This window comes from Faecalibacterium gallinarum, from assembly GCF_022180365.1.
Classification (GTDB): Bacteria; Bacillota; Clostridia; order Oscillospirales; family Ruminococcaceae; genus Faecalibacterium; species Faecalibacterium gallinarum.
Genome location: NZ_BQKV01000059.1, coordinates 22736 through 43156, shown reverse-complemented (window position 1 = coordinate 43156; position 20421 = coordinate 22736). Strand labels below are relative to the sequence as shown.

Sequence of the window (20421 nt, the reverse complement as noted above, 5' to 3'; positions counted from 1 at the left end):
TGAGCCGGCAATAACGAAAGAATAACTAATCTATGAGTGCTGGGTTGTTGGCGCTCTTTTTTGTTTATTCTACTGGCTCTGGGGTTCGCCGACAAAAATTGGTTAAATGCTCCCGACAAAATATGGTTGCGATCTCCCGGCGCCAACAGAGTTGTCCAGAGAAGAACAAGCGCAGGTACGGAGAATCCAGGTTGTGCTTCAAAATGTTCCGCAATGGAGTGATGAGGAAGCAGTTCAGGCGGAAATGGCCGAACAGGGCGGCCAGGTGCTGTTCTGCAAATTCTTCAAGGAGCACAGCTCGTTTGCCATGCTGACAAAGGACTGCAATGGACTATATTCCATTGCATTTGTATTGGATTGTGAAATCTCTCCCAAAGAGCGAAAAGCCGCTGCACAGGAAGTGCGGCGGCTTTTGGAAGAACGCAGCAAAAGCTGGGATATTGATTTGTATACGCGTCCTGTGCCGGAACGGATGAAGTACGCGTCACTTTCTTTGGCTGTGTCTGCTTTGATACAGGCTTTTAGTAATCCAGAAAAGATTAAAGGATAAAATCAGCGCCCGCCCGAAGCAAAAGTTCCCATATGAATATCCAGCACAGCTCTGGGCGGCTGAATCAAAGCGTCCTCATACTGGCACGTCCATTGCAGATTCCGGCTCATCCGTCCATCCTCGACGCCATCCACCGTTTCGCCGTCTTTAATGGGATTATCGTTGGCCAGGATGTAAGAGGCCAAGTTGTAAGCGTGATTGACCACCCAGTTGGGGTCCATATCGTGGAAGTGATATTGCAGGTCCGGCAGATATAGTGTGCTCATGCCCACCGTGTCGATCAGCATATCCTCGGTGCCCTGGATGTTAAAGAAACGCACATTCACCCCGAATCGTATGAACCGGTCCGGCCCTTCGATCTGGTGGGAGCGTACATCCTCTGCCAGAATTAGTTTGCCACAGTTCTGGAAATAGAACGCCTCACAGGTAGGGTACAGTTCCGCCAGAGCGTCCAAGAAGTCAGTGTCCAGGTTGGCCCGTTCCAAAGTCGGAAGGGCAGCCGCCAGCATATCGGTAGCGATCACCTGATATCGGCACTCCCGGAAGATCCGGTCCCGGTCCTCCTGGCAGTCCCACATCTGGCTCTTCAAAAAGGCATCGAAGCCTTTTCCCTTGAACTTATCGCATTTCATCACCATCAGCTGGACCGGGCATTTTCCGTCCTTGAATTCCGCGATATGATCCAGAGCGGCAAAGCCGGCCATCTTGCTGTCGTAACAGAAACACTCTGCCGCGCCGATGTGTTTCTCCATCGTGGAAGTCATTTTTTCTTTGTCCGGCATGGCCACTGGCTCTTTGAACAGCATTTGAATGAGGTAAGGTCCCCCGGGCTGGGGGCCTTTTTTGTCATCCAGGTTTTGCTGGAATACTTTATTGCTCATTTGCTTTCCTCCTTCTTCTCTGGGAACAGCTTCCACCGGAATTCCAGTTCTTTCTGGACAAACTCTTTCGGCAGGCCACGGGGATTGGCGATGAGATACCATACCCGAAAGGTGCGTTTCTTCGGATCTGTTTCCTGCTGGTAGAGCTGATAGCCCGCCTCATCCTCCTGCGTCCACTGTCCTGTCTGCCGCTTGGCCTGCACAAAAGGTTCCACCACCTGGTCCAGTTCCTCTTTGGTACGGCTTGAGGCCCAGGCGTGATCCACATCCTTGGCGTGGGAGAGATGGAACAACATCGAGCCCATCCCGTTCTTTGCCTTATGCTCCGGCGTTCCGCGCAATTCCACCTGACGGCGGTACACCGCCAGCTGTTCCGCTGTTCCGTACCGTTCCACCATCTGCTCGTCCACATGGATGCGCCAGCTGTAGTCCTCCGCCTCAGTGAAGGGGGCGCAGACCGGCTGTAATGCCTCCACGGGGTCTGCCTCAAAGCGGTCGATAAAATCGAGGTAGTGGGCTTTAATCAGAGGCAGGAAGGTGTCCAGCAGCTCAATGTCCAGCCGCAGGTCCTCTGTCAGCATCCGAAAGAATGAACCGCCTGTTGGAGATTCAATTCTGAAAGAGTAGAGGTAGTCATCTCCCTGCTTTATGATACAGCTGAAGCCCATCTCCACATTTCCATGGCCGATTTCGTAGTCTATGTAGTTGTAGCGGCTCCGGTCAAACCAGATCTGATAGGTCAGCCCGTTTTTCGTTTTCTTTTTGAAGTCGCCTTTTTTCAGACGCTTCCAGCCCTTTTCCTCCAGGCCCAGGCCGTTCCACAGGTAGTCCAGAAGCTCCTGAAATATATCTGCCGGGCGTTTTTGCTCCACGGTCTCCACCTCCTGGCAAAGCTTTTTCTGGAATTCAACTTCTGCCTTCACGGGTCGTCCTTGTTTTGCGCCATTGCTTGGGCGATCTGTTTCATAGCCATGTCGATATAGAGATACACCCCATCACGATCACAGTGGAACAGGTTGGAGTAGCATGTGCTTTCGTTCGGGTGAAGGGGATTCGGTTCCACTACTTCGGTGGCTTCCAGCAGACCAGTACCCAGTTCAGCCGCAGCAGTAAGAGCCTTTTTCAGAACAGCAAACTGCCCATCGCTCCAATGTTTCTCCAGATCTTCCAGTACCTTTGGTTCCTGCTCCAGATCCCGGAGAAGCTGCAAAACCTGATTTGGAGACAGGTACACGCCGGAGCAGTAGTTTTCAATGATTTGATTTTTTGCCGGATTAGGCAAGTCCGTTGGCACCACCTGCGCCCAGGGGGTGAAGTACCGGACATATTCCGGCTTCTCCTCCATCAGGAAGGAAAAGCTGCTCCCTCTGGTGTAATAGTAGTCCCGGAAAAAGCCCTGGACCACCGCAATATAAAAACCATGGCTTTTATCAAACAGCTCGTCCGGTTCTGTTTCTGCCCCAACCCGCAGGGTGTCCAGATACTTTTCTGCATAGAACTCCTCCATTCCATGCTGCGCTGCAAGGGCCAGAACCTTTTCTTCCTGTCCCTGCCGTATCCAGGTTAGGGGAGTAAAATACCATTCCTGTATTTCGTCTGGCGAGATCGGGTGAAAACTTACATCGTATCCCATAAAAGTCCTCCTTAGTAATCAAGCAGGATGGGCACCTGCTGTTCCTCGGCAAACCGCATGGCCCGCCAGAACATGGAGAAGGCGAACTTGGCCAGGGATTGAGTGTCATACTGAGTGTGTTCCGGGATGTCCGCCTTGCTGTACTGTCCGTCCGGGCCTACGGCCCCGTCTACTGGGTACCCTTCCGTATCCGCCCAACCAAGGATGGTATCCTCGTCGGCCTGCCATGCCAGCTGGTTCAGCTTCTCCAGCTCCTTCCGCAGTCCGCCCACCGTGGCGATCGCGGCGATGTTATCGGTGGGCAGAGGTGCCTGGAAGAAGAAGGCATCCGCCAGAGGCAGCCACCAGGTAACCCCGCGGAATAGGGACCATACCCGTTCTTCATCCGATCCAAGGCGAGCGATCAGGGGATGTTCCCCGAAGTTCCAGTCCTTTTCCACGGTAGGGGGAACCGGCTCATCGTATGTATGGCAGGAGGCCACCAGCAGCATAGCGCCGAAGGCATCCCAATCAGGCTTGTCGGTGTAATAGGGCTTCTCGTTATCCTCCGGCCAGGGAGTATAAGGAGGCTGGCCCGGCTGGGAAATGGCGCTCAAGATCTGATCCCGCCAGCTTTCCACCGCCGCCTGGACCTCAGCCGGGGACATTTCTTCCTCATTATCAGCAGCTTCTCCATCCGGCGTGATTTTTTGAAAGCCCCACCCGTTTTCCTCCGCCCACTGCTGAACAACAGTTTTCCAGTTGTGAGAATAGTACCGGGTCAATGTTCCGGCGTAGATATCAAGTCCCATAGTGACGCCTCCTTTTTTGCTTGATCAAAGCCGTTCCAGGGTACAGTCGTGCCCGGAATGGTCCGTATCCAAAATGATTTCCACAATGGTGTCCATAGTCTCTTTCCCGGGATTACGGACGCTTTTTTCATAGGCCAGCCACTGGATGTGGATGGGTTGTCCATACTCATGCCGCCCAAAACCGCCCCGGAGAATATCGTTGAAAGCGTTCAGGTTCCGACCGATCTTTCGGTCCAAACCAAAGGTCAACACCCGCTCCACTTCGTCATAAAACCCGGCCATGTTAGAAAAGCGGCGGCCGTCGATGGTAAACTCCTCTCTCATGTCCATATGAACGGCTCCTTTAAATGGTATTTCCCCATAATTTTCTTTTCCAGAGCTTCATAGGCATCCATATCCTCTGGCTGCGCCGGAATACCCTTTTCCCACCAGTAACCGTTCCCATAGTAGAAAGACATAGCCCAGTAATAAGGCAGGTCATGGCTGAATACCGCCACTGCCATGACATTGGACACTGACGCTGCCAGCGGTGAGCGTTCCACGATCTGGGAGGCTTCCTCATAGGAGATCCCCACCAGTTCCACCAGCAGGCGCTTCACCAATTCGCAGAAGCTGTACTGGTTGAATACGACCTGACCATCCTCATCTTTGAACACAAGTCCATCTCTCACCATGGCATTTCGCTCCGTTCCTTAACCTACAGCCTTGGCATGGGCATAGTCCCGTTAAGTCATTTCATACAACAGGGCTGTATTGCCCTGCACCAGTTCCAGATAGGAGCGCAGTGTTTCCAGCCCGCTTTGCACCGCCTCGGTGGGCAGATCCCAGTCCGGGGCGATCTCCGCGGCCAGCTCCGGGAGGTCCCGCTCCCGGAGAGCTGCCAGCACATTAGACGCCAGTTCTCCCTCCAGCAGAGCGCAGTCCAGGGTGTCCTCCGTCTGGGGAGCAGGAAAACGGACATCCAGACTGAGCTCGCTCTCACACCAGTCCCAGATGGCCATATAGACTGCGCCGGAGCAATCGCCGCCTGACAGTTCCTGCCGCTGGCCCTCTTTGAGAAGATAAAAGGATGCGATCTGTGACATGGTGATTCCTCCTGAATGTTATTCTTTTTCCATCAGCCCTTCTGCCTGCATCCGGATCACATAGAAAGCCCGCACCCAGTCCAGCTCCTGCTCCATGGATTCCTCCAAAGCCAGCAGGCGGCGCTTTCCTAGCCTGCGGTCCAGGAGGGCAAAAATGCGGACAAGAGGATTCTCGCTGACAAGGCTTTTCTCGATGCTCTGGTTGTCAAAGATACCAAACGCCTCATAGAACACCTTTTGGTCAAAGGCGCCCTGCTCCAGCGCAAAGGCATGAGCCTGGTTGATGGCCTCTTTTGCGGAGCCGCAATCTTTCAGCGTTGTGGACCGCAAATGATGAAATTTCGTCCACACATTCTCAAAATAGGTGTAGTAGTTGCTCTGCAGCACTTGCACGCCGTCCATGCGAATGGCTGCCCGGCCCTCATGGTCAGCACTTTTGCTATAACTGGTGGCAAAATACTGGATGTGGCCCCGAAGCGCCGGGCACAGGTAATCATTTTCCAGCTTGTTCCGGATTCCGCTCCAAGTTGGCATAGCGACCGCCTCCTTTCGGCTGTGGCTGCGGGTAAGGTAAACTTCCCAATTGATTAAAATTTAAAGATTACATACAATCCTCGATATATGATCGTTCTATAAATTCTTTTACTGCAAATAGATCTGTAAACTCCACATACCGGGGAAATCCGTCCGCATTATGTGCTGAGTAAGTCAAATGGAACATATAGTAGATGTCCCTTCCTATTCCGCTTCTGACAACATATAGCACATCATCATTGGAATCACACTTCGCAACCGCCCGGATTTTTTTGCCGGATAAGAAGTGGCCTTGTCCTATTTCTTTGTTTAGTTCAACGACAAATGCTCCGTCCGCCTGTGTGAGGGGAAGCAGATACCAGTTAAAATCCTTACCATATTTATCGTACAGATCACAGAACATTTCTTCTAATGTCATTGTTCATTTTTCCTTCATCCATTTACAGTTCAGCTCTCAACCGCCGCGCTGTTTTTATTGCTCATTGAGATACCTCGCCAACTTCTTCTCCAGCAGTTCTGTCATATCATTGCAGAGGCGCTTTACTTTGTCCTGCTCATGGGCATAGTACCAGATGGTTTCCTCTCCGGGGCGAAGCAGGAGCAGGTCGCCGTCTGCTTCTTTCCAGAACTCGCCCAGCACACAATACCGCTCTCCATGAATGGTCAGATCAAACATCCTGGAAAGGGAAAGGGTCACGCCTGTGGATACCTGGATGCCGGCGGTCAGCAGGAAGAGTGCCCGCACCTGGGACGGGAGCGTGAAGTCCAGTACGCTTTCTTGATTCCAAATCTGTTCCTCCGTGGCGGCGGGCTTGATCTCGTCAGAGGGGTCAAGCACCTTTGCCAGCGCCTTAGAGAACTTGGGGTAGCGGTCAAATAGCTCCGGGTTGTTGGCCTTGAATTCCTTTTGTTTTTCCCGCTGTACTTTTTTCTGCTCCTTGCAGAACGTGTCCAGCTCGGCCAGATACCGCTCCTGGTAGAGATTGCTGGCCTCAAATGCGATCCCGCCCTTTTCCAGAATGGCGATGGCTCCTTTTTGGCTGCCAAACACCGGGACCCACTGAAAGCCGTGTCGGCAGGGCTTCAGCTTCAGAAATTCACCACGACTGAGCAGGGTTTCCAGCTCCGACTCGTGCTCGTCCCACCAGCTCCGCCAGGTTTCGGGCGTTTCCCGCCCCTCGACCAAGTCCAGGAGTTTTGCAGTCAATGATTCTTTGTTCATAGGCATCCACGCTCTTTCCCAACCATCACTTCCACATTACTCGGTAGCACAAAGTTCATTCATTTTTGGAATCAGTAATTTCTCCATCCACTGACAAACAATCTCAAAGGTATTGTTGATTTTTTCTTCATTTCCTATATCAAGATATATTTCATTGTCTCTTAAACTGTAAAACAGTGGTTGCGTGTTGATGTCTGGTTTGGCATAACCATAAGGGTCGTATGGACGGGTGTTGATTATATAGCAAACCTCTATGCTTATGCTATCCTTTGTGTTCCCGCCAAATGAGGAAAATGCAATCAAATAGGTGAAATTTTTACTGTGCCTCGTAAGTGTTTTGTCGGATTTTTTATACTTGAAGCCTAAATGTCCGTACTTCCCTTGCAACTTGGTTCCAAGCATTTGCATTGCTTCGTTAAAGTCCATTGTGCCCCCTCCATTTTCACATCGTAAAAATAAATATAGTTCATTTCTCCGTTTCAGAGGGGGCAGGAATAGATGCTCATGGCCCCGTAATCGGTGTGTAGGACAAGCCCGCTTTGGGTAAAGGCGAAATTCGTTTGCCGCACCACGAAGGGATCGTCCATGGTGGCTAGCAGCTTGCCGGTGCCATAATCCCATAATTCAATGGGGGAGCTGCCACGCTCCTGCTGAACGGCCATCAGACTGCCATTTGTCCGTACCATGCAGGTGTCTGAAAAACTCAGCCCCTGCCGGACAGGGAAGGGGAATGGATTGTCCGTCTCCTCTCCGGTCTGGGTCAGATAGAACTTGCCGCCCACCGAGAAGCACTGGTCATCCGGTGAGAAAAAGGGATGCCAGCCCGCATTGGGAATCACTACTTTTTGGGCGGACTTCAAATCGACCAGCACATACTCACCCTCGGTGACGCGGTAGGCCGCTTTGCTCTGCCGGGGAGAGAGCATCCCGAAGCAGTAGTAGGCAAAATTTGGGTCTTTTGACTTCTTGCATTTTACCGTTTCCCGCCATATCTCCACGCTGCTGCCAAAATCAAAGACCACGATTTCCTGGCCCGTGTACCACAAGGCCAGATCGCCGCTGGCATCCAGCATGGTTTTCATGCTGTTTTTCTTGTTGGCAAAGGGCGTGATCGTATGAGTGAGGAGAGAAAGCTGCTCCAAAAGATAGCCGTTGTTCAGCAGCAAGGTATTATTGGGGCAGAGGACCTGCTCATAGGTCATCCGCTTGGCACCCAGAGAGACTGTTTTGAGGATTTCTCCATTGCCATCGAAGTGGTAGAGGATCTCGTCCTCAAAATCTCCGGCTATCCTCGTCAGAAAGAAGTCATCCCGTGTGAGGGCGGCAGCCAAGGGCATAAAGCCGTTGCTGTCCTTCCCGACAAAGCGGTGGCACCGCGCCTGCCCAACAACGGCGTCTGGATTCTGATAGATGAATCCTTTCCGCATCTGGCCCATCATGGCACTGGCCGCCTTGCTCTTGACCTGGAAGGCGGAATCGCACAGAATCTCCTTGACCTTCCCGCCGTTCAGGCAGGTTCGGATGGTTAGGCCGTCTATTTCAATCTGCCACTGCTTGTTTGTGGCGGGATTGAGGAAGGTTCTTTTCATTGGCGCAGGCACCTCCTCAATCAAAATCCATCCAGACCAGGTGTTTTCCGCAGTGGAGGCACTGGAACAGGTAGCACTGCAGGTGCCCGCCATTGACGGATTCCTGAATCATTTCCTTATGTTCGTCATCCCACATTGGATTGTCCAGCACATCCTCCAGTACACCCAACGCCCGCAGTTCTCTGGCACCCACACGGCCAAGATAGGCGCAATAGTCGCCGCAGTGGGCACGCCAGTATTCCTGTTGCCAGCCACAGTAGCCAGGAGTTCGGTGGATGAGTTCGTCCAACCGGGCCGAGTCCTCCACGCCATCGTCCACGGAGCAATCGTCCTGGAAGCTGCCGTCATATTTCCGGGCCGCCTCGCCGCTGGCGATACACTCCGGGCACAGACACTCAATATCCTCCACGGCGTAAAAGGGCCCTGAATAGAAAATGCAAGTCGTCTTGCCGCAGCAGTTGCAGGCAACACCATCCGCGGACTCCTCAAAAGCGCCGGTTTCCAGAGGGTTCGGGTGATACCGGAAGGTGGGCAGACCCAGCTTGGCCTGCCGCTCCTTCTCTTTCTGCTTTTCCTCCGGCGTTTTGGGATTGGGGAGGGCGTAGTGGTTGCCCCAGTTTTCTGCATATCCCTTCAAAGTGCCCAGCCTTTTAAGGATTTTTTGATCGGAACGATTTCCGATTTGGCAGAGTAGTTCATAGGCATCCTTCTTGAAGTCCAGCAGATCATACACATCCACCAGCACCTCCTCGGCCTGTTTGTCTTCCGACTGCTCCAGTTTCTCCTTGAAGGTATAGAGAGCACGGACACTGTCCGGGTCTCCCTTTGCTGCTCGAAACTGCTTTTGAAGGTCGATATATTGTTTTCGGTATTCGTTCATGGTTAAGTTCTCTCATCAATCCCACCAGAGATACCAGACAGTGGACTGCCGCAGCACATCAGCCAAAGCGCCCAGGGTGGCATCCTCCGGACCCTGGTCGATGACATCGGGGCAGAAGCCATACAGCTCCGCCGCTGTCTCCATGGCCTTCTCTTTGGGGACGGGGGCGGGGAGGGCAAACTCCAGCTCGTCATGGCTCATGGCCCCAGGCACCGCGCCGTACCGCTCGAACCAGTATTTGGCCGCAGCCATCAGCTGGGGCGTGTCGGGGCAGTCGTTCCAGTTACCGAAGGGCAGCCAGGCGAAGATCTCCCAGGGGTTCTTCACCGGGATTTTTGCCAGGATCAGGGGGTGGGTCATATCGGTATCAGAATCCCAGTAGCAGGAGAAACGGTTATTCTCATAGCCGCCCTCCATCTCGCCTAGGATATCTTCTTCCCAGTCCATGTCATCGTCTTCGGCTTCCTCACGGCGCTGGTCGATTTGTTCTTCCAGAACGGTTTTGCCGTCCAGGATGGGGGCGGCCAGCATCTTCTTCCGGTACTCCGTTATGGTCTTTAGATCAAATTCGTAAATGTCCGCATCATGTTCCGGGTCGGCATTCATTACCAGACACTCCAACAGCGTTTCGTCATCCGCCTTGATGAGCACCGGAACAAAGCCTTCTTTGATACTTTCCCGTTTGGCATAGCTGTATGCCGACATGATGGGATCATCGTCCTTCATGGAGGGGAAATAGGTACATTCACAGTCCAGATACTCCATCAACGCCTCAGCCAGTTCGGAGGGTTCCAGCGTGTCCTCGTCGAAGTCCTGTCCCTGCCAGTTGGTGAAGCGTTCCTCGATCACCTTTGCCATGGCCTGGTAGTAGTCCTCGTCAAAGGGGATGAACAGTGGGGCCTTAAACTGGAACTCATCGGAGTAATACTTTTCTGGGCCGAGATATTCCAAGGCATAGTTTTCAATGTCACGAGGGAAATTGGGACTGTCAGGTTCGCCATAGTAGTAAGAAGTAAATGCTCGCCCAATCTTATTGAACATCGGAACCATAATCTGCCCGTTCAGTTTGTCCCGAATAAACGCCCGCAGATCCACACTGGCAGGGTCGGCTTTGACCTGTTTGGCCACTTCGCCGTATTCGTTCAGAAAGTCCTTGCCCATCAGATCATGCTCTATGCACCAGCGCAGGTAAATGGCAAAGAGGTTATAAGCATTTATGGGGTCAATGGGCAGCCCCTTCTCCTCAATGCTCTCGATATGATAGGAGACATCGTCCATCTCACCGTCAAAATCATCATTGGAAAGAGTGCCCCGAGTGATGGCATCCTGGCGGTTGGGCTTCACCACAAAGCTGATGCCCTCCATCTTATCCAGCAGAGCATCCGCGTCGTGGGCCAGTTTGAAATCCATCTCATCCCGGTAGAGGGGGATTACCTGGTAAAAGTTGACCTCCTCGTCACTCGGCAGGATGCAGACCTCGCTGCCATCCTCGGTGCCCTGGGGACCGGTCAGAATGGCGGCGCAGAGCTTGGTGTTTTCTGCAAAGACCTCCTGCTGGTCCAGGGTGTGGCCAAAGCCCAGCCAGGTGTCGCTGGCAATAGGCAGACGGGCAAGGTCTTTCAGCAGGCGGATGGGCCAGTACCACCGCTCGTTTTTCATGTCCTCGTACTTCAGCTTCCAATCCTTGGGCAGCGCGATGGCCAGCTCCGCCCGCTCAAGCTTGTACTCTGCCAGCTCCTCCGGCACATTCATCCGATGGGCACCCATGCCCATGGTGACCAGGGTATAGTAGTCATGTTCCTCAGAGGGCGGCACCACGCAGATGTCCACATGGATGTCGGGGGAACTCAGTTCGTGAAACACGGTCTCGAAATTGCCGAAATACTGCTGGATGTGCCCCTCGATGACCTCCATTTCCTCCTCGGAGTAGACCTCGGGAGCGCCGGTTTCCTCATCCTGGGACGCGTCGCCGTCCGGTTCATCGGGCGTTACAGGGTCCGGGTCATCTTCTCCTTCATCTTCCGGGCTGCCCTCTGACGGTTCCCAGGAGATTTTCAGGGTCATCTGATCCTCGGGCAGAGAGACGCCCGGGCTGCGGGTGATGGTGTGCTTATCATCTGCGGAAAAGCCAATGGTTTCTCCATCCTGGAGCTCTACGTCGTTTTCCAGCACATAGGCAACAAGGCTGGCCAGGAAGTCCCGCAGTTGGTTGGGGTTGGCGTCGGTGCCTAGCACTTCCATCTCGTCCTTGCCGAACACATCCATGCCGTAAGTATAGCCGTTCATGCCGTTTTCGTTCCGGTACAGGCCGAACCAGACCCAGTTGAAGATGGGCAGCTCGTCATCCGTCATCATATCGGCAAAGCCCTCATAGAAACGGGGCTCAAACACCACGCCGCTGGTATAGACACCGGTGGCGTATTTCTGGCGGCAGCAGGCGGCCAGCATCTTGGTGAACAGTTTGCCCTTTTCCAGCAGGTCTTCCTCTTTGCCGAGAACCGCCACCATGATGTGGGCGCGGTGCTCCTTGGCGATCTTGACCGCATCCTCCCACATATAGTTGTTTTCTGCGTTGGCCTCGGCCTCCCCACCGGGGATAGGAGAGGTAGCCAGGCTGACGGCAGCCAGCATATCGCCCACCTCAAAGACCAGGGCGTCATCGTCTTTTTCCTCGCTGGCGTCGTATTCATCCACGGCGATATCCCACTTTTCCTTCATGTCCTGAATGAACTGAGCCTTGTCCCATTCTCCCTTGGACAGCAGCACAAAGCCGGTAAAGACACCTTTGTGGTCGCTCCCGTCCTCAGCCTCAGCCCGCATGGCGATTTCCTCCTGGCACTGCCGGATAACAGCCGGGGCGTCCTTGTCCTCGGGGTCCAGCTCGGCCCACCGCTGGGCGTAGGGGATGGCCTGTTCCTCCTGGTGATGGAGATATTGATATCCATAAGCCATCCGCATATTCCATTGGGCTTTGTCCTGGCCTTCCTCCCGAACCGATTCCAGCAGTTCAATGGCCCGGAGCAGGGCTTTTTCTGCCTTGCAGTAGGGCGGTTCCTCCTGATGGTCGCCCAAAACTGCGTAGTTTTCCAGCGCCCGGGCCATGGCATAGACGATACGGTAGTTCCGTAAGTCCTCCGGGATGGCGTTCAGTGCCTGAATGCAGCGGGTGTACTCGTCCTCGTCGTTCCACTGCTCCAGCTGCTGGAAGAATTCTTCCTCATTCTGTGGGGTGTAAGGAATGTAGTCCATGCCCGTCAGCGTCTCGTCCAGCTCGGGGATCTGATCCTCATCGTCCGGTCCCTCCTCGGGCGGCGTTTTCAGATTCACGGTGCCTGCCTCCCGGCGGAAGGTGTGGAAGCTGGCCCAGGGAACGTCGCTTTCTTCAAAGAACGCTTTGGCCATCTGGAGCGCCGTGTGAATGTCCCAGGCGATGAAGTCTACATAGCCGCAGAAAAGGCCGGTGGCTCCGCCGGTAAGGGTGAGCACCTCTGATCCATCCCCGGTGGTGAACACTTCTTCCAGTTTGTCCCGGAAGTCGAAGATCTTATCCGTTCCTTCCTCCTCCCGCAGGGTGTCCAGTGGATAGCAGAAGAAGCCTGCCGCCGCGCCGTCAGCATGGAGGTCATCCATAAAATCGTTGTCGGCATTCAGGTAGCCGTTGATGAGCGGCACACAGTTGGTGGAGCCGGCGATCACATCCAGTCGCCAGTCGGCGTCCGGGTCCTGGTTGGGCTTCATTTCATAGCCGAGGTAGCTCTTCAGATAGGTTTCCGGGTCAGTGGAAAGATTCGCTCCCTTTTCCTTCAGCTTGTCCGGCAGCTGGGACATGGGGATGGATGGCTCTGCCTTGGGCTTTTCAAGCACATCGAAGTCGTCAATGTACCACATGTGGGAAATCTCGCCCAACACCTGGTCGGTGAGGGTGGTGAGCATCCACCATACCCGGCCCTCCGCCTCCCGGAGCATGGGCAGCAGCTTTTCGCAGTAGGCGGAGAGGGAGAATCTGTTTTCGCCCTGCTCTTCCAGCCAGACCTGCACGTCCTCCCCGGAGATGTCCCAGCCATCGTCGGTGCGCAGACCGATGCTTCGGATGGGCTGACGACCCACCAGGATGTTCCAGTGCTCCAGCACCTCCTTGGGGGCATGCTTCTGGAAATAGATCAGCTCAAACAGCTTGACCTTGTCCCCCTCCGGAGTAAGGATCAGCTCGTACTTCTCGCCGCCCACGCCCATCTCGAAGGAGATTTCATCAAACGTCTGATTCAGAATCCCTTCCACCCGGTCCACCAGCTCCTGGCCCCGGGTGTGGTCCTTGTCCTCGTCCATCATCCGGCGCAGCTGGGCTTCCTGCCGGGCAAAGTCTTTCCATGCAGATTCTGTCCGCTCCCGGAAGCACTCCGAAAACTGCGGCAGGGAAATGCCCTTCTTGCACGAGTCGATCAGTTCCTCAATGTCCTGTCGGGTGTTGAGTTTGGGATCATCACCAGGATGCAGTTCCAGAGCTTTTTCAAAATACCGCAGAGCACGGCCCTCCTGGTCCAGGTAATACCAGGCATACCCCATTCGGAAGTTCCAGGAATAGGTTTCGCCCAGCTCTTCCTGGTGGGAATTCATCAGCTGGATGGCCTGCTTGAGCAGCTGCCGCCCTGCGGGCTGGCGGGGGACTGCCAGGTTGTTGTAGGCCCGGGCCAGCTCCATGTCGGTCTCCGGGGTACGCTCCGCTTCAGGCAGGGCGGTCAGGGCGTCAACGATCTTCTGGTGCTGGTCTTTCTCATGCCACTTCTGACACTGCTGCAAAATATCCATATCCGGGTCCTCCTCGTCCTGTTCTGGTTTCCAGTCTTCGATTGGCTGAAACGCACCATTCCCGTCCCGCTCAAAGGCGCAGGGGGCGGGGGTGTTCAGCAAGGGGATAATATCGGGGTCATCGTTGCAGATGGTGTTGAGGCCGTAAATACCGGCATTGTTGGGGTCATCCATGTAAGCGTCGCTCTCGTCACCGGCGGTGAAGCGCCAGCCGCTGTCCCAGTCGCCGTCCGGCTTCTCCCGGTAACAGTAGCCAACCTTGCAGCCCTCCACCGTGATGCGATTGGTGGCAATGCAGCCACTGGCTCCTGACCAGTCGGGGAGCAGATTCTTCATGTCCTCTGCCTTCACATGGTAGTCCCGGTTGCGGCCGGCGGCCTCGTACAGTTCCTTCCGCAGCGCCTCCACATCCCGCGCCATCTCCTGGATTTCCTCGCCGCTCATCATCTCACTGAGGTCATAGGCCAGAGGATTTTGAGCAAAATCCGCCAGGGCCTTGTTCATGGCGTTATGTTCCTCTGGCGTGGCGGTGATGCGGATGCAGCGGGCGGGGGTGTTGTACTCGTCCAGGTCCTGGAGGTTTACACTGCCGCTGACGCTGCACTCCAGCAGGATGGCAGCCAGATCGGTGACCACATCAATGGCGAAGTGAAAGTCCATCTCCACGCCGCCCGAGTGGGTGAACTCCAGATACTCCACAGTCTGGTGGAAGTCCCAGTTTTGCTTGTCCAGTCCGATTTTGGCAAAAATCTCGCTGAGGGGGATTTCCTCTTTGTTTTGATCTGCCAAAAAGGCCACAAGGTTCAGGCTGTCATCCGAGCCTCCGATAAAGTTGCCCCAGTATTTTTTGATATACACCCGTTGCACCTCCTTTTACTCCGGCCACTCATCTCCGTCACAACGGCTGATGAAGTCATAGTGCAGACTCTCAAAATAGTCGTTGGGATAGGATTCACCATCCTGATGAAGCTCCAGCCCGTCCAGATCCATCATCTTATTGATATAAGCAAGAGTCGTATGGATACCCGCGATATGCTCGTCCTGAAGCAGCCTGGCCAGTATGTCTTTTTGCTCCGGGGTCAGTGCGACGAGAAGATCATTCTTCGCCTTATTGTTCTCTGTCTTGGGAAAACCATCACCCTTGACCCACCGGGCAGTGATGCTGTCTTTCCGCTCCACAAGTCCGTCAATGAATGCTTTGTACAGTGCCAGCTCCTTGCTCATGCTGATCCTCCATCCCCAGGCATTTTACTTGCGGATTAGGCTCCCGTCATCTACGAAAGCGGCTTCCCGGATGCGCCGGAGAGATTCCGGCTCCAGCAAAAACTCCCGTAGGTTCGGGTCCTCAAAGAAGGACATAGGGCGTACCTGTGTTGGCCCGGCAACCGCCCACAGCCGTGATGTTGCCAACCGCTCCGCTGTCTGGAGCGCCTTCTCCCGCTCGCCCAGATAGAGATAGCGGGCGATGGCGTCCCGATAGGAAGAGTCCGCCAGGGGAATGCCCTGAATCTCCTCAAAGAGAGCTACGGCATCCCTGGCCGTTCCGAACATACAGCAGTGGTTGTACAGCTTCCGTTTGGTGTCTGGATCGTCCGGCGAGAGCTTTTTATTCTGCTCTGCCAGCTTTGCCCTGAGCTGCTCCTTTGTCTGCGGTTCCTCCGGTTCATGGTAGGGGTGGTTCTTGTCGTTGTCAGCAAAGGGCATAACGCCCCGCTTGAGGTAGTCCATCAGGATGTCACAGAAACGATCCCGCTGGGGGAGGCCATTCTCAGACCGGATACGTTCCTGTTCCTTTATCAACGCCTCAATCAGCTCCTGCTCCCGATGGAGCTGGATGGCGGCCACCGTCATGGCGATCATGTGTTCATCACTCACATTGCTGTAATACCACTCCTCCAGCCAGGGGAGAATAGTCAGATCCAAATCCAGTGCCTTTTCATAGTCCATGTTGAAGTAGGCGACCTCGGCCTTGACCGCTGCTACCTGATGGGGATATTTACTGGCAAAGCATTCCAGGGTGTCCAAGGCTTCTTCTTTGCCGTCCATAATCTCATAGCAGATCATACGGACTTTCTTGGGCAGTTTCACGACATCCATAGCACGACCTCCTTTTGTGATATTTTATCATATTCTGGATGTAAAATCATCATTTTTTGTTGTGTGTGCCCATGCGCTGAACATTGGCGAGTCGGATAAGAATGCTCACAGCCTAGAAGCAGGCTGTGATTCGGGGCTGGATTTTCTAAAACAATATAAAATTATTGTTTTTCAATAAAAAGATGTTGCAAATCAATGCGTCTCGTGGTATGATGAAGCCATAAACAGAAAACAGGAGGTTTTGGATATGAACTGGAGCAGCAAAAATAGCATCTGGCTATCCCGGCTGTGTGTGGTGTTGTTTGGGGCGGCAGCTTTGGCTATTTTGATCTCGGCCCCCTGGCTGGTAAAGGCATTTGTGGAGTTCAGCCGCGTCCCAATGGGTCATCAGGGCGAGCGCCTGCTGCTGGCCACGCTTTATACCGGCGGGGTGCCTGCCCTTTATATTCTCTGGAAACTATGGCGGCTGCTGGAAAACATCCAGGGCGGAAAAGTTTTTATCCCCCACAATGTACAGCTGCTGCGGCGGATCAGCTGGGGTTGTGCTGTGGGGGCGTTTATCTGTCTGATTAGTGGATTTTATTATCTTCCCTTTTTTGTTATTGCAGCCTGTGCGGCCTTTATGGCGCTGATCGTGCGGGTTGTGAAAAACGTCTTCCAGCAGGCGCTGCTGTTACAGGAAGATGCAGATTATACCATCTGAAAGGGGGAGAGGGAATGCCTATTGTTGTAAATTTGGATGTCATGATGGCGAAACGTAAAATTTCCGCCGGGGAGCTTGCCGCGCGGATTGGCATTACTCCTGCCAACCTTTCCATACTTAAAAACAATAAGGCCCGGGCGGTGCGTTTTTCTACGCTGGAAGCCCTTTGCCGGGAGCTACAGTGCCAGCCCGCCGATCTTTTGGAATATCTCCCCGATGAATGACCCTTCCCAGAACGGAAAAAGGAGGACCCTTTTATGGACGCCCGTAGGAATGATGCTGTTTGTTTTCAAGGGGCTTCAGAGGCAATTTTGTCCGCTGGCTCTGGCTGCAAAGCCCAGAATTACCCTGAAAAAGTGATGTTTTGTCCCGAACGAGGGGAGCGTGCTGCTGCCTTGCTTTGCCTTGGGATGGGGGTGCTCTATGCACGGTGGGTGCTGGAACCACCCGCAGTTCTCTGCCAGCAGGGCCAGTGGATTCTGGCGGCAGTGCTGGGTTGCTTCTTTGTGTGCGTGGAGGTTTCCGCCCGGCTCTGCCGCATTGCATGCCCGCGGGAAAGCTGGTTTTGGGCCGCCGTATTTCTGAGCCAATCCATTGGCTGCGGCCTGTTTGGGAACCGGGAACTGGAATTTTTCCCGTTTCTGCTCTCCCATTTGGCCGCTGCCCAGTGGGCGCTGGTGCGCTGCGGGGGAGCGGTGTCCCTGCCTGTGGGGGCGCTGCTGCCGCTAGATTTGCTGCGGGGCTGGTTTGGCATTCCTTTTTCCAATTTCCACCGACTGTTCCAGGCGCTTTTTTGGGGCGTGGGTAAAAACTTGCCTAAACCTAAAAGCAAGGAAATCTGGTGGGGGCTGCTGGGAGCCGTTTGCGCTTTGCCGCTGCTGGGGTGGGCATTTACCACACTGGTAGCCGCCGACGCCGCTTTTCAGCAGATGACGGGCAGCCTGGAAAGCTGGCTAGCGCAGTTCAGCCTTCCGGAAATTTTGACAGATTTTCTTTCGCCAGGCTGGCTTTTTCTCGAACTCTTTTTTGCCTGCTGGTTTTATGGCCTGTTTTACGGGGCCAAACACCTGAAGGAAAAGGAAACTCGGATCACAGAGCGCATGGTCTATGATTCGTTTGACAAGCTGCGGCTGATCCCCCGGCAGACGCCAACAGTGGCTCTGGCTCTACTCTGCGGGCTGTATTTGATCTTCTTCTTGTCGCAAATTAACTATCTTACAGCGGGGTTTGTGGGGGTTTTGCCCCAAGCATACACGGCGGCGGAGTATGCCCGCCGGGGCTTCTTTGAGATGCTGCAGATCGCTGTGGTCAACCTGTCGGTGCTGGCTGTTGCGGCCAAACTTTGCCGCACACCTCTGCGTCAAAGCCGGGGTCTGCGAGTCCTGGGCATCGCTCTGTGCACATCAAACCTTTTGTTTGCAGTCATTGCTTTTTCCAAACTATGGCTTTATATTTCCCGGTTTGGTCTTACCAGCCTGCGGGTGCTGGCCGGGTATGCTATAGCAGTGGTGGCGATTTGGTCGGCCTTATCCATCGCGAGTATGCTGCATCCTTTTCGTGCGGTGGTGTGGGGCATCCGTCTGGCGGCAGTGCTTTTCTGCTTGCTCTGCCTGTGTAACATCGATCATCTGGTTTCACTGACTCAACGGCAGGTGGAACGGGAGTATTCCGAATCGGGAATTACCGTGATTTATACCATCAGGGATGAAACAGAAGTGTGATGTGAACCAGCAGGAATAGAAAAACGCAGTATGCGCTCTTTTCCAAGGTAAAAGAATGAAGTGAATTCTATAATAGTTTTGACTATAGGTCGGTCACGGTATCGACTCAGAGAACTGCCTGGTTCATCAGGCAGTTCTTTTTATTCTCCAAAATGCTCCAGATATAACTCCCGCACAGAATAAGGGCCTACAAGGTTCGTTTCCTGCCGGCCATCCCAGGAATACACATGAATTTTGCCCTCGTCCCCAATGTACTGCTGCTCCTCAAAGGATGCAGGGAAGGGGAATCTTTCTACCATGCTCCAGTCGATCTTGGATTTCAGCCCATCAAACTCCTCGCGCTTGAGTCGTTTGAAGTTAAACACCAGTGCTGCCCCAATCCCATCGAACAGCAAGTCTGCGTATTCTCTGGGAGTGATGCTCTCGCTCACCTTGGCGGCATCAACATTCACATCCAGAACCTTGTTGCCGCAGTTTGTCCAGATTTTATCGGGGGAGAACCAGGTGACGCGTTCTTCAGCGTCTGCAAAGTCCTCACGGGGATACCATCCGTTTGCGCTATCCGGCTTGACGCCTTCCCGAAGCGGCCCGTTGTACGGGGAAAGCGGATAATATCGGTGCCGCACCGGATCATATCGGCCAAAGGCAATTTTCAGCAGATATCTATGCTTTTCGCTGCGCATGAGCTTATGGGGCTTCACGATATGTTCTTCGATCAAACCCCAAATGTACTCATCTACACGGACGGATACACGGGGACGGCTGAATAGTGTGATTTTGTTGGTATCTGTATCCACATTGAGCCAGACACGATTGATCTCAACCATTGTCATTCCTCGCTGTTCAAAAACGCTCCGCTATAAGATCGGCTTTCTCAGATAGTCTCAAACTCTGCTTTCTCCATCAAGCAGGCGTGGAATTCCTCGCCCCAGGCATGAGCGTTCAATTCCTCCACGGTGGGGATTGGCGTGATCTCGATGGTACCGTCGTAAAGGTTGGGGATGTTGCGGGTGTAGCCGTCGGCAAAGATATCAATGGAGCGATGGGCCAGCCGCTCCTTTTCGGTATCCACTTCATAGAGGATGACCGATGGGTCACCCGCTGGTGCACCCTCCCAAAAGAGCTTGATGTACTCGATCATTTCGATCCCCTCATCATATTATTTGAAATAGTAATACCAATTCCCGCCAAATTCCCGGTCACATTCCTCCTGTGAGGCAAAGGTGCAGTCCTTGATTCCCTCAATGGGGTAATGACGCTTTATCAGCTGCTCTCTGTGATAGGAATTGATCTGTTCTGTCAGGCCGCTCCGCCGTGCTGTCTCTAATTGCGAGTCTGTGGCAAAGATGTAGGACACAAAGTAGTTGTCCGGCTGGATGTAGTAGCCAAACTCAATGGCCTGCTGGATGTCATCGAAGTGGTGTTTCACATCCTCCATGCAGACTTCTATTACTTTTCGCCATGCAAACTCCTGCTCTTTATTTCTCATGTTCCACCTCACCTATACCCAGATAAGTTCCCATCGTTTTTTCATTGTCACAGGCCGCCCGGACCATTTTGGACAGTAGCATCAAATCGTCGATGTATTGGGAGTACACGCAGAACACATCTTCGTCGGAGTCGAAGTGAAACAGATCCTCACCGCTATTGTTTTCCTCGAACTCCCGGATCACGCCCCGGACAAGCCGCTCCCAGTCCTCGCTGCTTCCGGTTAATCCTAGCCGGCAGAATTCCTCCGTCCGGAATCCGTCGCTGATCTTTAGCAGAAGGGAGATTGCATAGGGGTGGTGAGGAATGAGAAAGAACGGCGCGATCTGCTCCGGCTTCACCCAGATTTTGAAGGGCGGGCGCGGATCGGGTATCCAGGGCAGAATCTCCCATTCATCATCCCGGCGATTTCCGTATTGGCAAAAGTCCTTCATGCAATCC

Annotated in this window: 24 protein-coding genes; 4 read left to right on the top strand and 20 right to left on the bottom strand. The window is 53.7% G+C overall.

Annotation, left to right across the window (positions count from 1 at the left end; genetic code table 11):
* Positions 1 to 193: 193 nt before the first annotated feature.
* Complete coding sequence (locus tag JCM17207_RS09035; RefSeq protein WP_238317344.1) at positions 194 to 550, top strand: hypothetical protein; 357 nt, start codon at positions 194 to 196, stop codon at positions 548 to 550.
* A gap of 2 nt (positions 551 to 552) precedes the next feature.
* Here the strand turns inward: JCM17207_RS09035 and JCM17207_RS09030 are convergent, their stop codons facing one another.
* The 16 genes from JCM17207_RS09030 to JCM17207_RS08955 form a co-directional block, all read right to left on the bottom strand.
* Positions 553 to 1431 (bottom strand): DUF4261 domain-containing protein, encoded by an 879-nt coding sequence (locus JCM17207_RS09030; protein WP_238317343.1) that lies wholly within the window; start codon positions 1429 to 1431, stop codon positions 553 to 555.
* Positions 1428 to 2312, bottom strand: a complete 885-nt coding sequence (locus JCM17207_RS09025; protein WP_444979640.1) for a spondin — start codon at positions 2310 to 2312, stop codon at positions 1428 to 1430. The genes JCM17207_RS09030 and JCM17207_RS09025 overlap by 4 nt, the downstream gene beginning before the upstream one ends.
* A 38-nt stretch (positions 2313 to 2350) precedes the next feature.
* A complete protein-coding gene (locus JCM17207_RS09020; protein ID WP_238317341.1) occupies positions 2351 to 3064 on the bottom strand; it encodes a hypothetical protein in 714 nt (237 codons plus the stop codon).
* An 11-nt stretch (positions 3065 to 3075) separates the two neighbouring features.
* Positions 3076 to 3855: a hypothetical protein gene (locus JCM17207_RS09015; protein WP_238317340.1), complete on the bottom strand. Its 780-nt coding sequence runs from the start codon at positions 3853 to 3855 to the stop codon at positions 3076 to 3078.
* Positions 3856 to 3879: 24 nt separating this feature from the next.
* Positions 3880 to 4185: a barstar family protein gene (locus JCM17207_RS09010; RefSeq protein WP_238317339.1), complete on the bottom strand. Its 306-nt coding sequence runs from the start codon at positions 4183 to 4185 to the stop codon at positions 3880 to 3882.
* On the bottom strand, positions 4176 to 4529 hold the full coding sequence (locus tag JCM17207_RS09005) for a hypothetical protein (protein WP_238317338.1): 354 nt from the start codon (positions 4527 to 4529) through the stop codon (positions 4176 to 4178). The genes JCM17207_RS09010 and JCM17207_RS09005 overlap by 10 nt, the downstream gene beginning before the upstream one ends.
* 51 nt (positions 4530 to 4580) lie before the next feature.
* Complete coding sequence (locus tag JCM17207_RS09000) at positions 4581 to 4940, bottom strand: hypothetical protein (RefSeq protein ID WP_238317337.1); 360 nt, start codon at positions 4938 to 4940, stop codon at positions 4581 to 4583.
* An 18-nt stretch (positions 4941 to 4958) separates the two neighbouring features.
* On the bottom strand, positions 4959 to 5474 hold the full coding sequence (locus JCM17207_RS08995; RefSeq protein WP_238317336.1) for an SF0329 family protein: 516 nt from the start codon (positions 5472 to 5474) through the stop codon (positions 4959 to 4961).
* Positions 5475 to 5541: 67 nt separating this feature from the next.
* A complete protein-coding gene (locus JCM17207_RS08990) occupies positions 5542 to 5892 on the bottom strand; it encodes a hypothetical protein (RefSeq protein ID WP_071432728.1) in 351 nt (116 codons plus the stop codon).
* A 54-nt stretch (positions 5893 to 5946) separates the two neighbouring features.
* The gene (locus JCM17207_RS08985) at positions 5947 to 6696 is read right to left on the bottom strand and encodes an SMI1/KNR4 family protein (RefSeq protein ID WP_238317335.1); all 750 of its coding nucleotides are present in this window, start codon (positions 6694 to 6696) and stop codon (positions 5947 to 5949) included.
* Positions 6697 to 6732: 36 nt separating this feature from the next.
* Positions 6733 to 7122 (bottom strand): hypothetical protein, encoded by a 390-nt coding sequence (locus tag JCM17207_RS08980; protein ID WP_238317334.1) that lies wholly within the window; start codon positions 7120 to 7122, stop codon positions 6733 to 6735.
* Positions 7123 to 7175: 53 nt separating this feature from the next.
* Positions 7176 to 8285: a hypothetical protein gene (locus JCM17207_RS08975; protein WP_238317333.1), complete on the bottom strand. Its 1110-nt coding sequence runs from the start codon at positions 8283 to 8285 to the stop codon at positions 7176 to 7178.
* A 16-nt stretch (positions 8286 to 8301) separates the two neighbouring features.
* Positions 8302 to 9165: a CbrC family protein gene (locus tag JCM17207_RS08970; RefSeq protein ID WP_238317332.1), complete on the bottom strand. Its 864-nt coding sequence runs from the start codon at positions 9163 to 9165 to the stop codon at positions 8302 to 8304.
* Between the two features lie 15 nt (positions 9166 to 9180).
* Positions 9181 to 14829 (bottom strand): immunity protein Imm33 domain-containing protein, encoded by a 5649-nt coding sequence (locus JCM17207_RS08965; RefSeq protein WP_238317331.1) that lies wholly within the window; start codon positions 14827 to 14829, stop codon positions 9181 to 9183.
* Between the two features lie 15 nt (positions 14830 to 14844).
* Complete coding sequence (locus JCM17207_RS08960) at positions 14845 to 15195, bottom strand: DUF6547 family protein (protein ID WP_238317330.1); 351 nt, start codon at positions 15193 to 15195, stop codon at positions 14845 to 14847.
* A 24-nt stretch (positions 15196 to 15219) separates the two neighbouring features.
* Entirely contained in the window at positions 15220 to 16068 is an 849-nt protein-coding gene (locus JCM17207_RS08955) for a hypothetical protein (protein ID WP_238317329.1), read from the bottom strand.
* A gap of 247 nt (positions 16069 to 16315) precedes the next feature.
* Here JCM17207_RS08955 and JCM17207_RS08950 point away from each other — a divergent pair, with 247 nt between their 5' ends.
* The 3 genes from JCM17207_RS08950 to JCM17207_RS08940 are packed head-to-tail and all read left to right on the top strand — an operon-like array spanning position 16316 to position 18492.
* Positions 16316 to 16771 carry a DUF2975 domain-containing protein gene (locus JCM17207_RS08950; RefSeq protein ID WP_238317328.1) on the top strand — a complete coding sequence of 152 codons (456 nt, stop codon included), beginning with the start codon at positions 16316 to 16318 and terminating at the stop codon, positions 16769 to 16771.
* 14 nt (positions 16772 to 16785) lie between these two features.
* A complete protein-coding gene (locus tag JCM17207_RS08945; RefSeq protein WP_087248145.1) occupies positions 16786 to 16995 on the top strand; it encodes a helix-turn-helix domain-containing protein in 210 nt (69 codons plus the stop codon).
* Between the two features lie 33 nt (positions 16996 to 17028).
* Positions 17029 to 18492 (top strand): DUF4153 domain-containing protein, encoded by a 1464-nt coding sequence (locus JCM17207_RS08940; RefSeq protein WP_238317327.1) that lies wholly within the window; start codon positions 17029 to 17031, stop codon positions 18490 to 18492.
* Positions 18493 to 18632: 140 nt separating this feature from the next.
* Here the strand turns inward: JCM17207_RS08940 and JCM17207_RS08935 are convergent, their stop codons facing one another.
* Genes JCM17207_RS08935 through JCM17207_RS08920 form a run of 4 tightly spaced genes read right to left on the bottom strand, consistent with a single transcriptional unit; the run spans position 18633 to position 20414 of the window.
* Positions 18633 to 19319, bottom strand: a complete 687-nt coding sequence (locus JCM17207_RS08935) for a hypothetical protein (protein ID WP_238317326.1) — start codon at positions 19317 to 19319, stop codon at positions 18633 to 18635.
* Positions 19320 to 19366: 47 nt separating this feature from the next.
* Complete coding sequence (locus tag JCM17207_RS08930) at positions 19367 to 19633, bottom strand: DUF6881 domain-containing protein (protein ID WP_238317325.1); 267 nt, start codon at positions 19631 to 19633, stop codon at positions 19367 to 19369.
* An 18-nt stretch (positions 19634 to 19651) separates the two neighbouring features.
* Entirely contained in the window at positions 19652 to 19981 is a 330-nt protein-coding gene (locus JCM17207_RS08925) for a hypothetical protein (RefSeq protein ID WP_238317324.1), read from the bottom strand.
* A complete protein-coding gene (locus tag JCM17207_RS08920) occupies positions 19971 to 20414 on the bottom strand; it encodes an Imm51 family immunity protein (protein WP_238317323.1) in 444 nt (147 codons plus the stop codon). Before JCM17207_RS08920 ends, JCM17207_RS08925 begins: the two co-directional genes overlap by 11 nt.
* Between the last annotated feature and the right edge of the window lie 7 nt (positions 20415 to 20421).

Coding starts and splice junctions, on each gene's coding strand:
- JCM17207_RS09000 (WP_238317337.1), bottom strand. CDS start 4,940: ATGTCACAGATCGCATCCTTTTATCTTCTCAAAGAGGGCCAGCGGCAG.
- JCM17207_RS08985 (WP_238317335.1), bottom strand. CDS start 6,696: ATGAACAAAGAATCATTGACTGCAAAACTCCTGGACTTGGTCGAGGGG.
- JCM17207_RS08980 (WP_238317334.1), bottom strand. CDS start 7,122: ATGGACTTTAACGAAGCAATGCAAATGCTTGGAACCAAGTTGCAAGGG.
- JCM17207_RS08975 (WP_238317333.1), bottom strand. CDS start 8,285: ATGAAAAGAACCTTCCTCAATCCCGCCACAAACAAGCAGTGGCAGATT.
- JCM17207_RS09030 (WP_238317343.1), bottom strand. CDS start 1,431: ATGAGCAATAAAGTATTCCAGCAAAACCTGGATGACAAAAAAGGCCCC.
- JCM17207_RS08995 (WP_238317336.1), bottom strand. CDS start 5,474: ATGCCAACTTGGAGCGGAATCCGGAACAAGCTGGAAAATGATTACCTG.
- JCM17207_RS09010 (WP_238317339.1), bottom strand. CDS start 4,185: ATGGACATGAGAGAGGAGTTTACCATCGACGGCCGCCGCTTTTCTAAC.
- JCM17207_RS08950 (WP_238317328.1), top strand. CDS start 16,316: ATGAACTGGAGCAGCAAAAATAGCATCTGGCTATCCCGGCTGTGTGTG.
- JCM17207_RS08960 (WP_238317330.1), bottom strand. CDS start 15,195: ATGAGCAAGGAGCTGGCACTGTACAAAGCATTCATTGACGGACTTGTG.
- JCM17207_RS08955 (WP_238317329.1), bottom strand. CDS start 16,068: ATGGATGTCGTGAAACTGCCCAAGAAAGTCCGTATGATCTGCTATGAG.
- JCM17207_RS08920 (WP_238317323.1), bottom strand. CDS start 20,414: ATGAAGGACTTTTGCCAATACGGAAATCGCCGGGATGATGAATGGGAG.
- JCM17207_RS08930 (WP_238317325.1), bottom strand. CDS start 19,633: ATGATCGAGTACATCAAGCTCTTTTGGGAGGGTGCACCAGCGGGTGAC.
- JCM17207_RS08945 (WP_087248145.1), top strand. CDS start 16,786: ATGCCTATTGTTGTAAATTTGGATGTCATGATGGCGAAACGTAAAATT.
- JCM17207_RS08935 (WP_238317326.1), bottom strand. CDS start 19,319: ATGGTTGAGATCAATCGTGTCTGGCTCAATGTGGATACAGATACCAAC.
- JCM17207_RS08940 (WP_238317327.1), top strand. CDS start 17,029: ATGGACGCCCGTAGGAATGATGCTGTTTGTTTTCAAGGGGCTTCAGAG.
- JCM17207_RS08970 (WP_238317332.1), bottom strand. CDS start 9,165: ATGAACGAATACCGAAAACAATATATCGACCTTCAAAAGCAGTTTCGA.
- JCM17207_RS09020 (WP_238317341.1), bottom strand. CDS start 3,064: ATGGGATACGATGTAAGTTTTCACCCGATCTCGCCAGACGAAATACAG.
- JCM17207_RS08925 (WP_238317324.1), bottom strand. CDS start 19,981: ATGAGAAATAAAGAGCAGGAGTTTGCATGGCGAAAAGTAATAGAAGTC.
- JCM17207_RS09015 (WP_238317340.1), bottom strand. CDS start 3,855: ATGGGACTTGATATCTACGCCGGAACATTGACCCGGTACTATTCTCAC.
- JCM17207_RS08990 (WP_071432728.1), bottom strand. CDS start 5,892: ATGACATTAGAAGAAATGTTCTGTGATCTGTACGATAAATATGGTAAG.
- JCM17207_RS09005 (WP_238317338.1), bottom strand. CDS start 4,529: ATGGTGAGAGATGGACTTGTGTTCAAAGATGAGGATGGTCAGGTCGTA.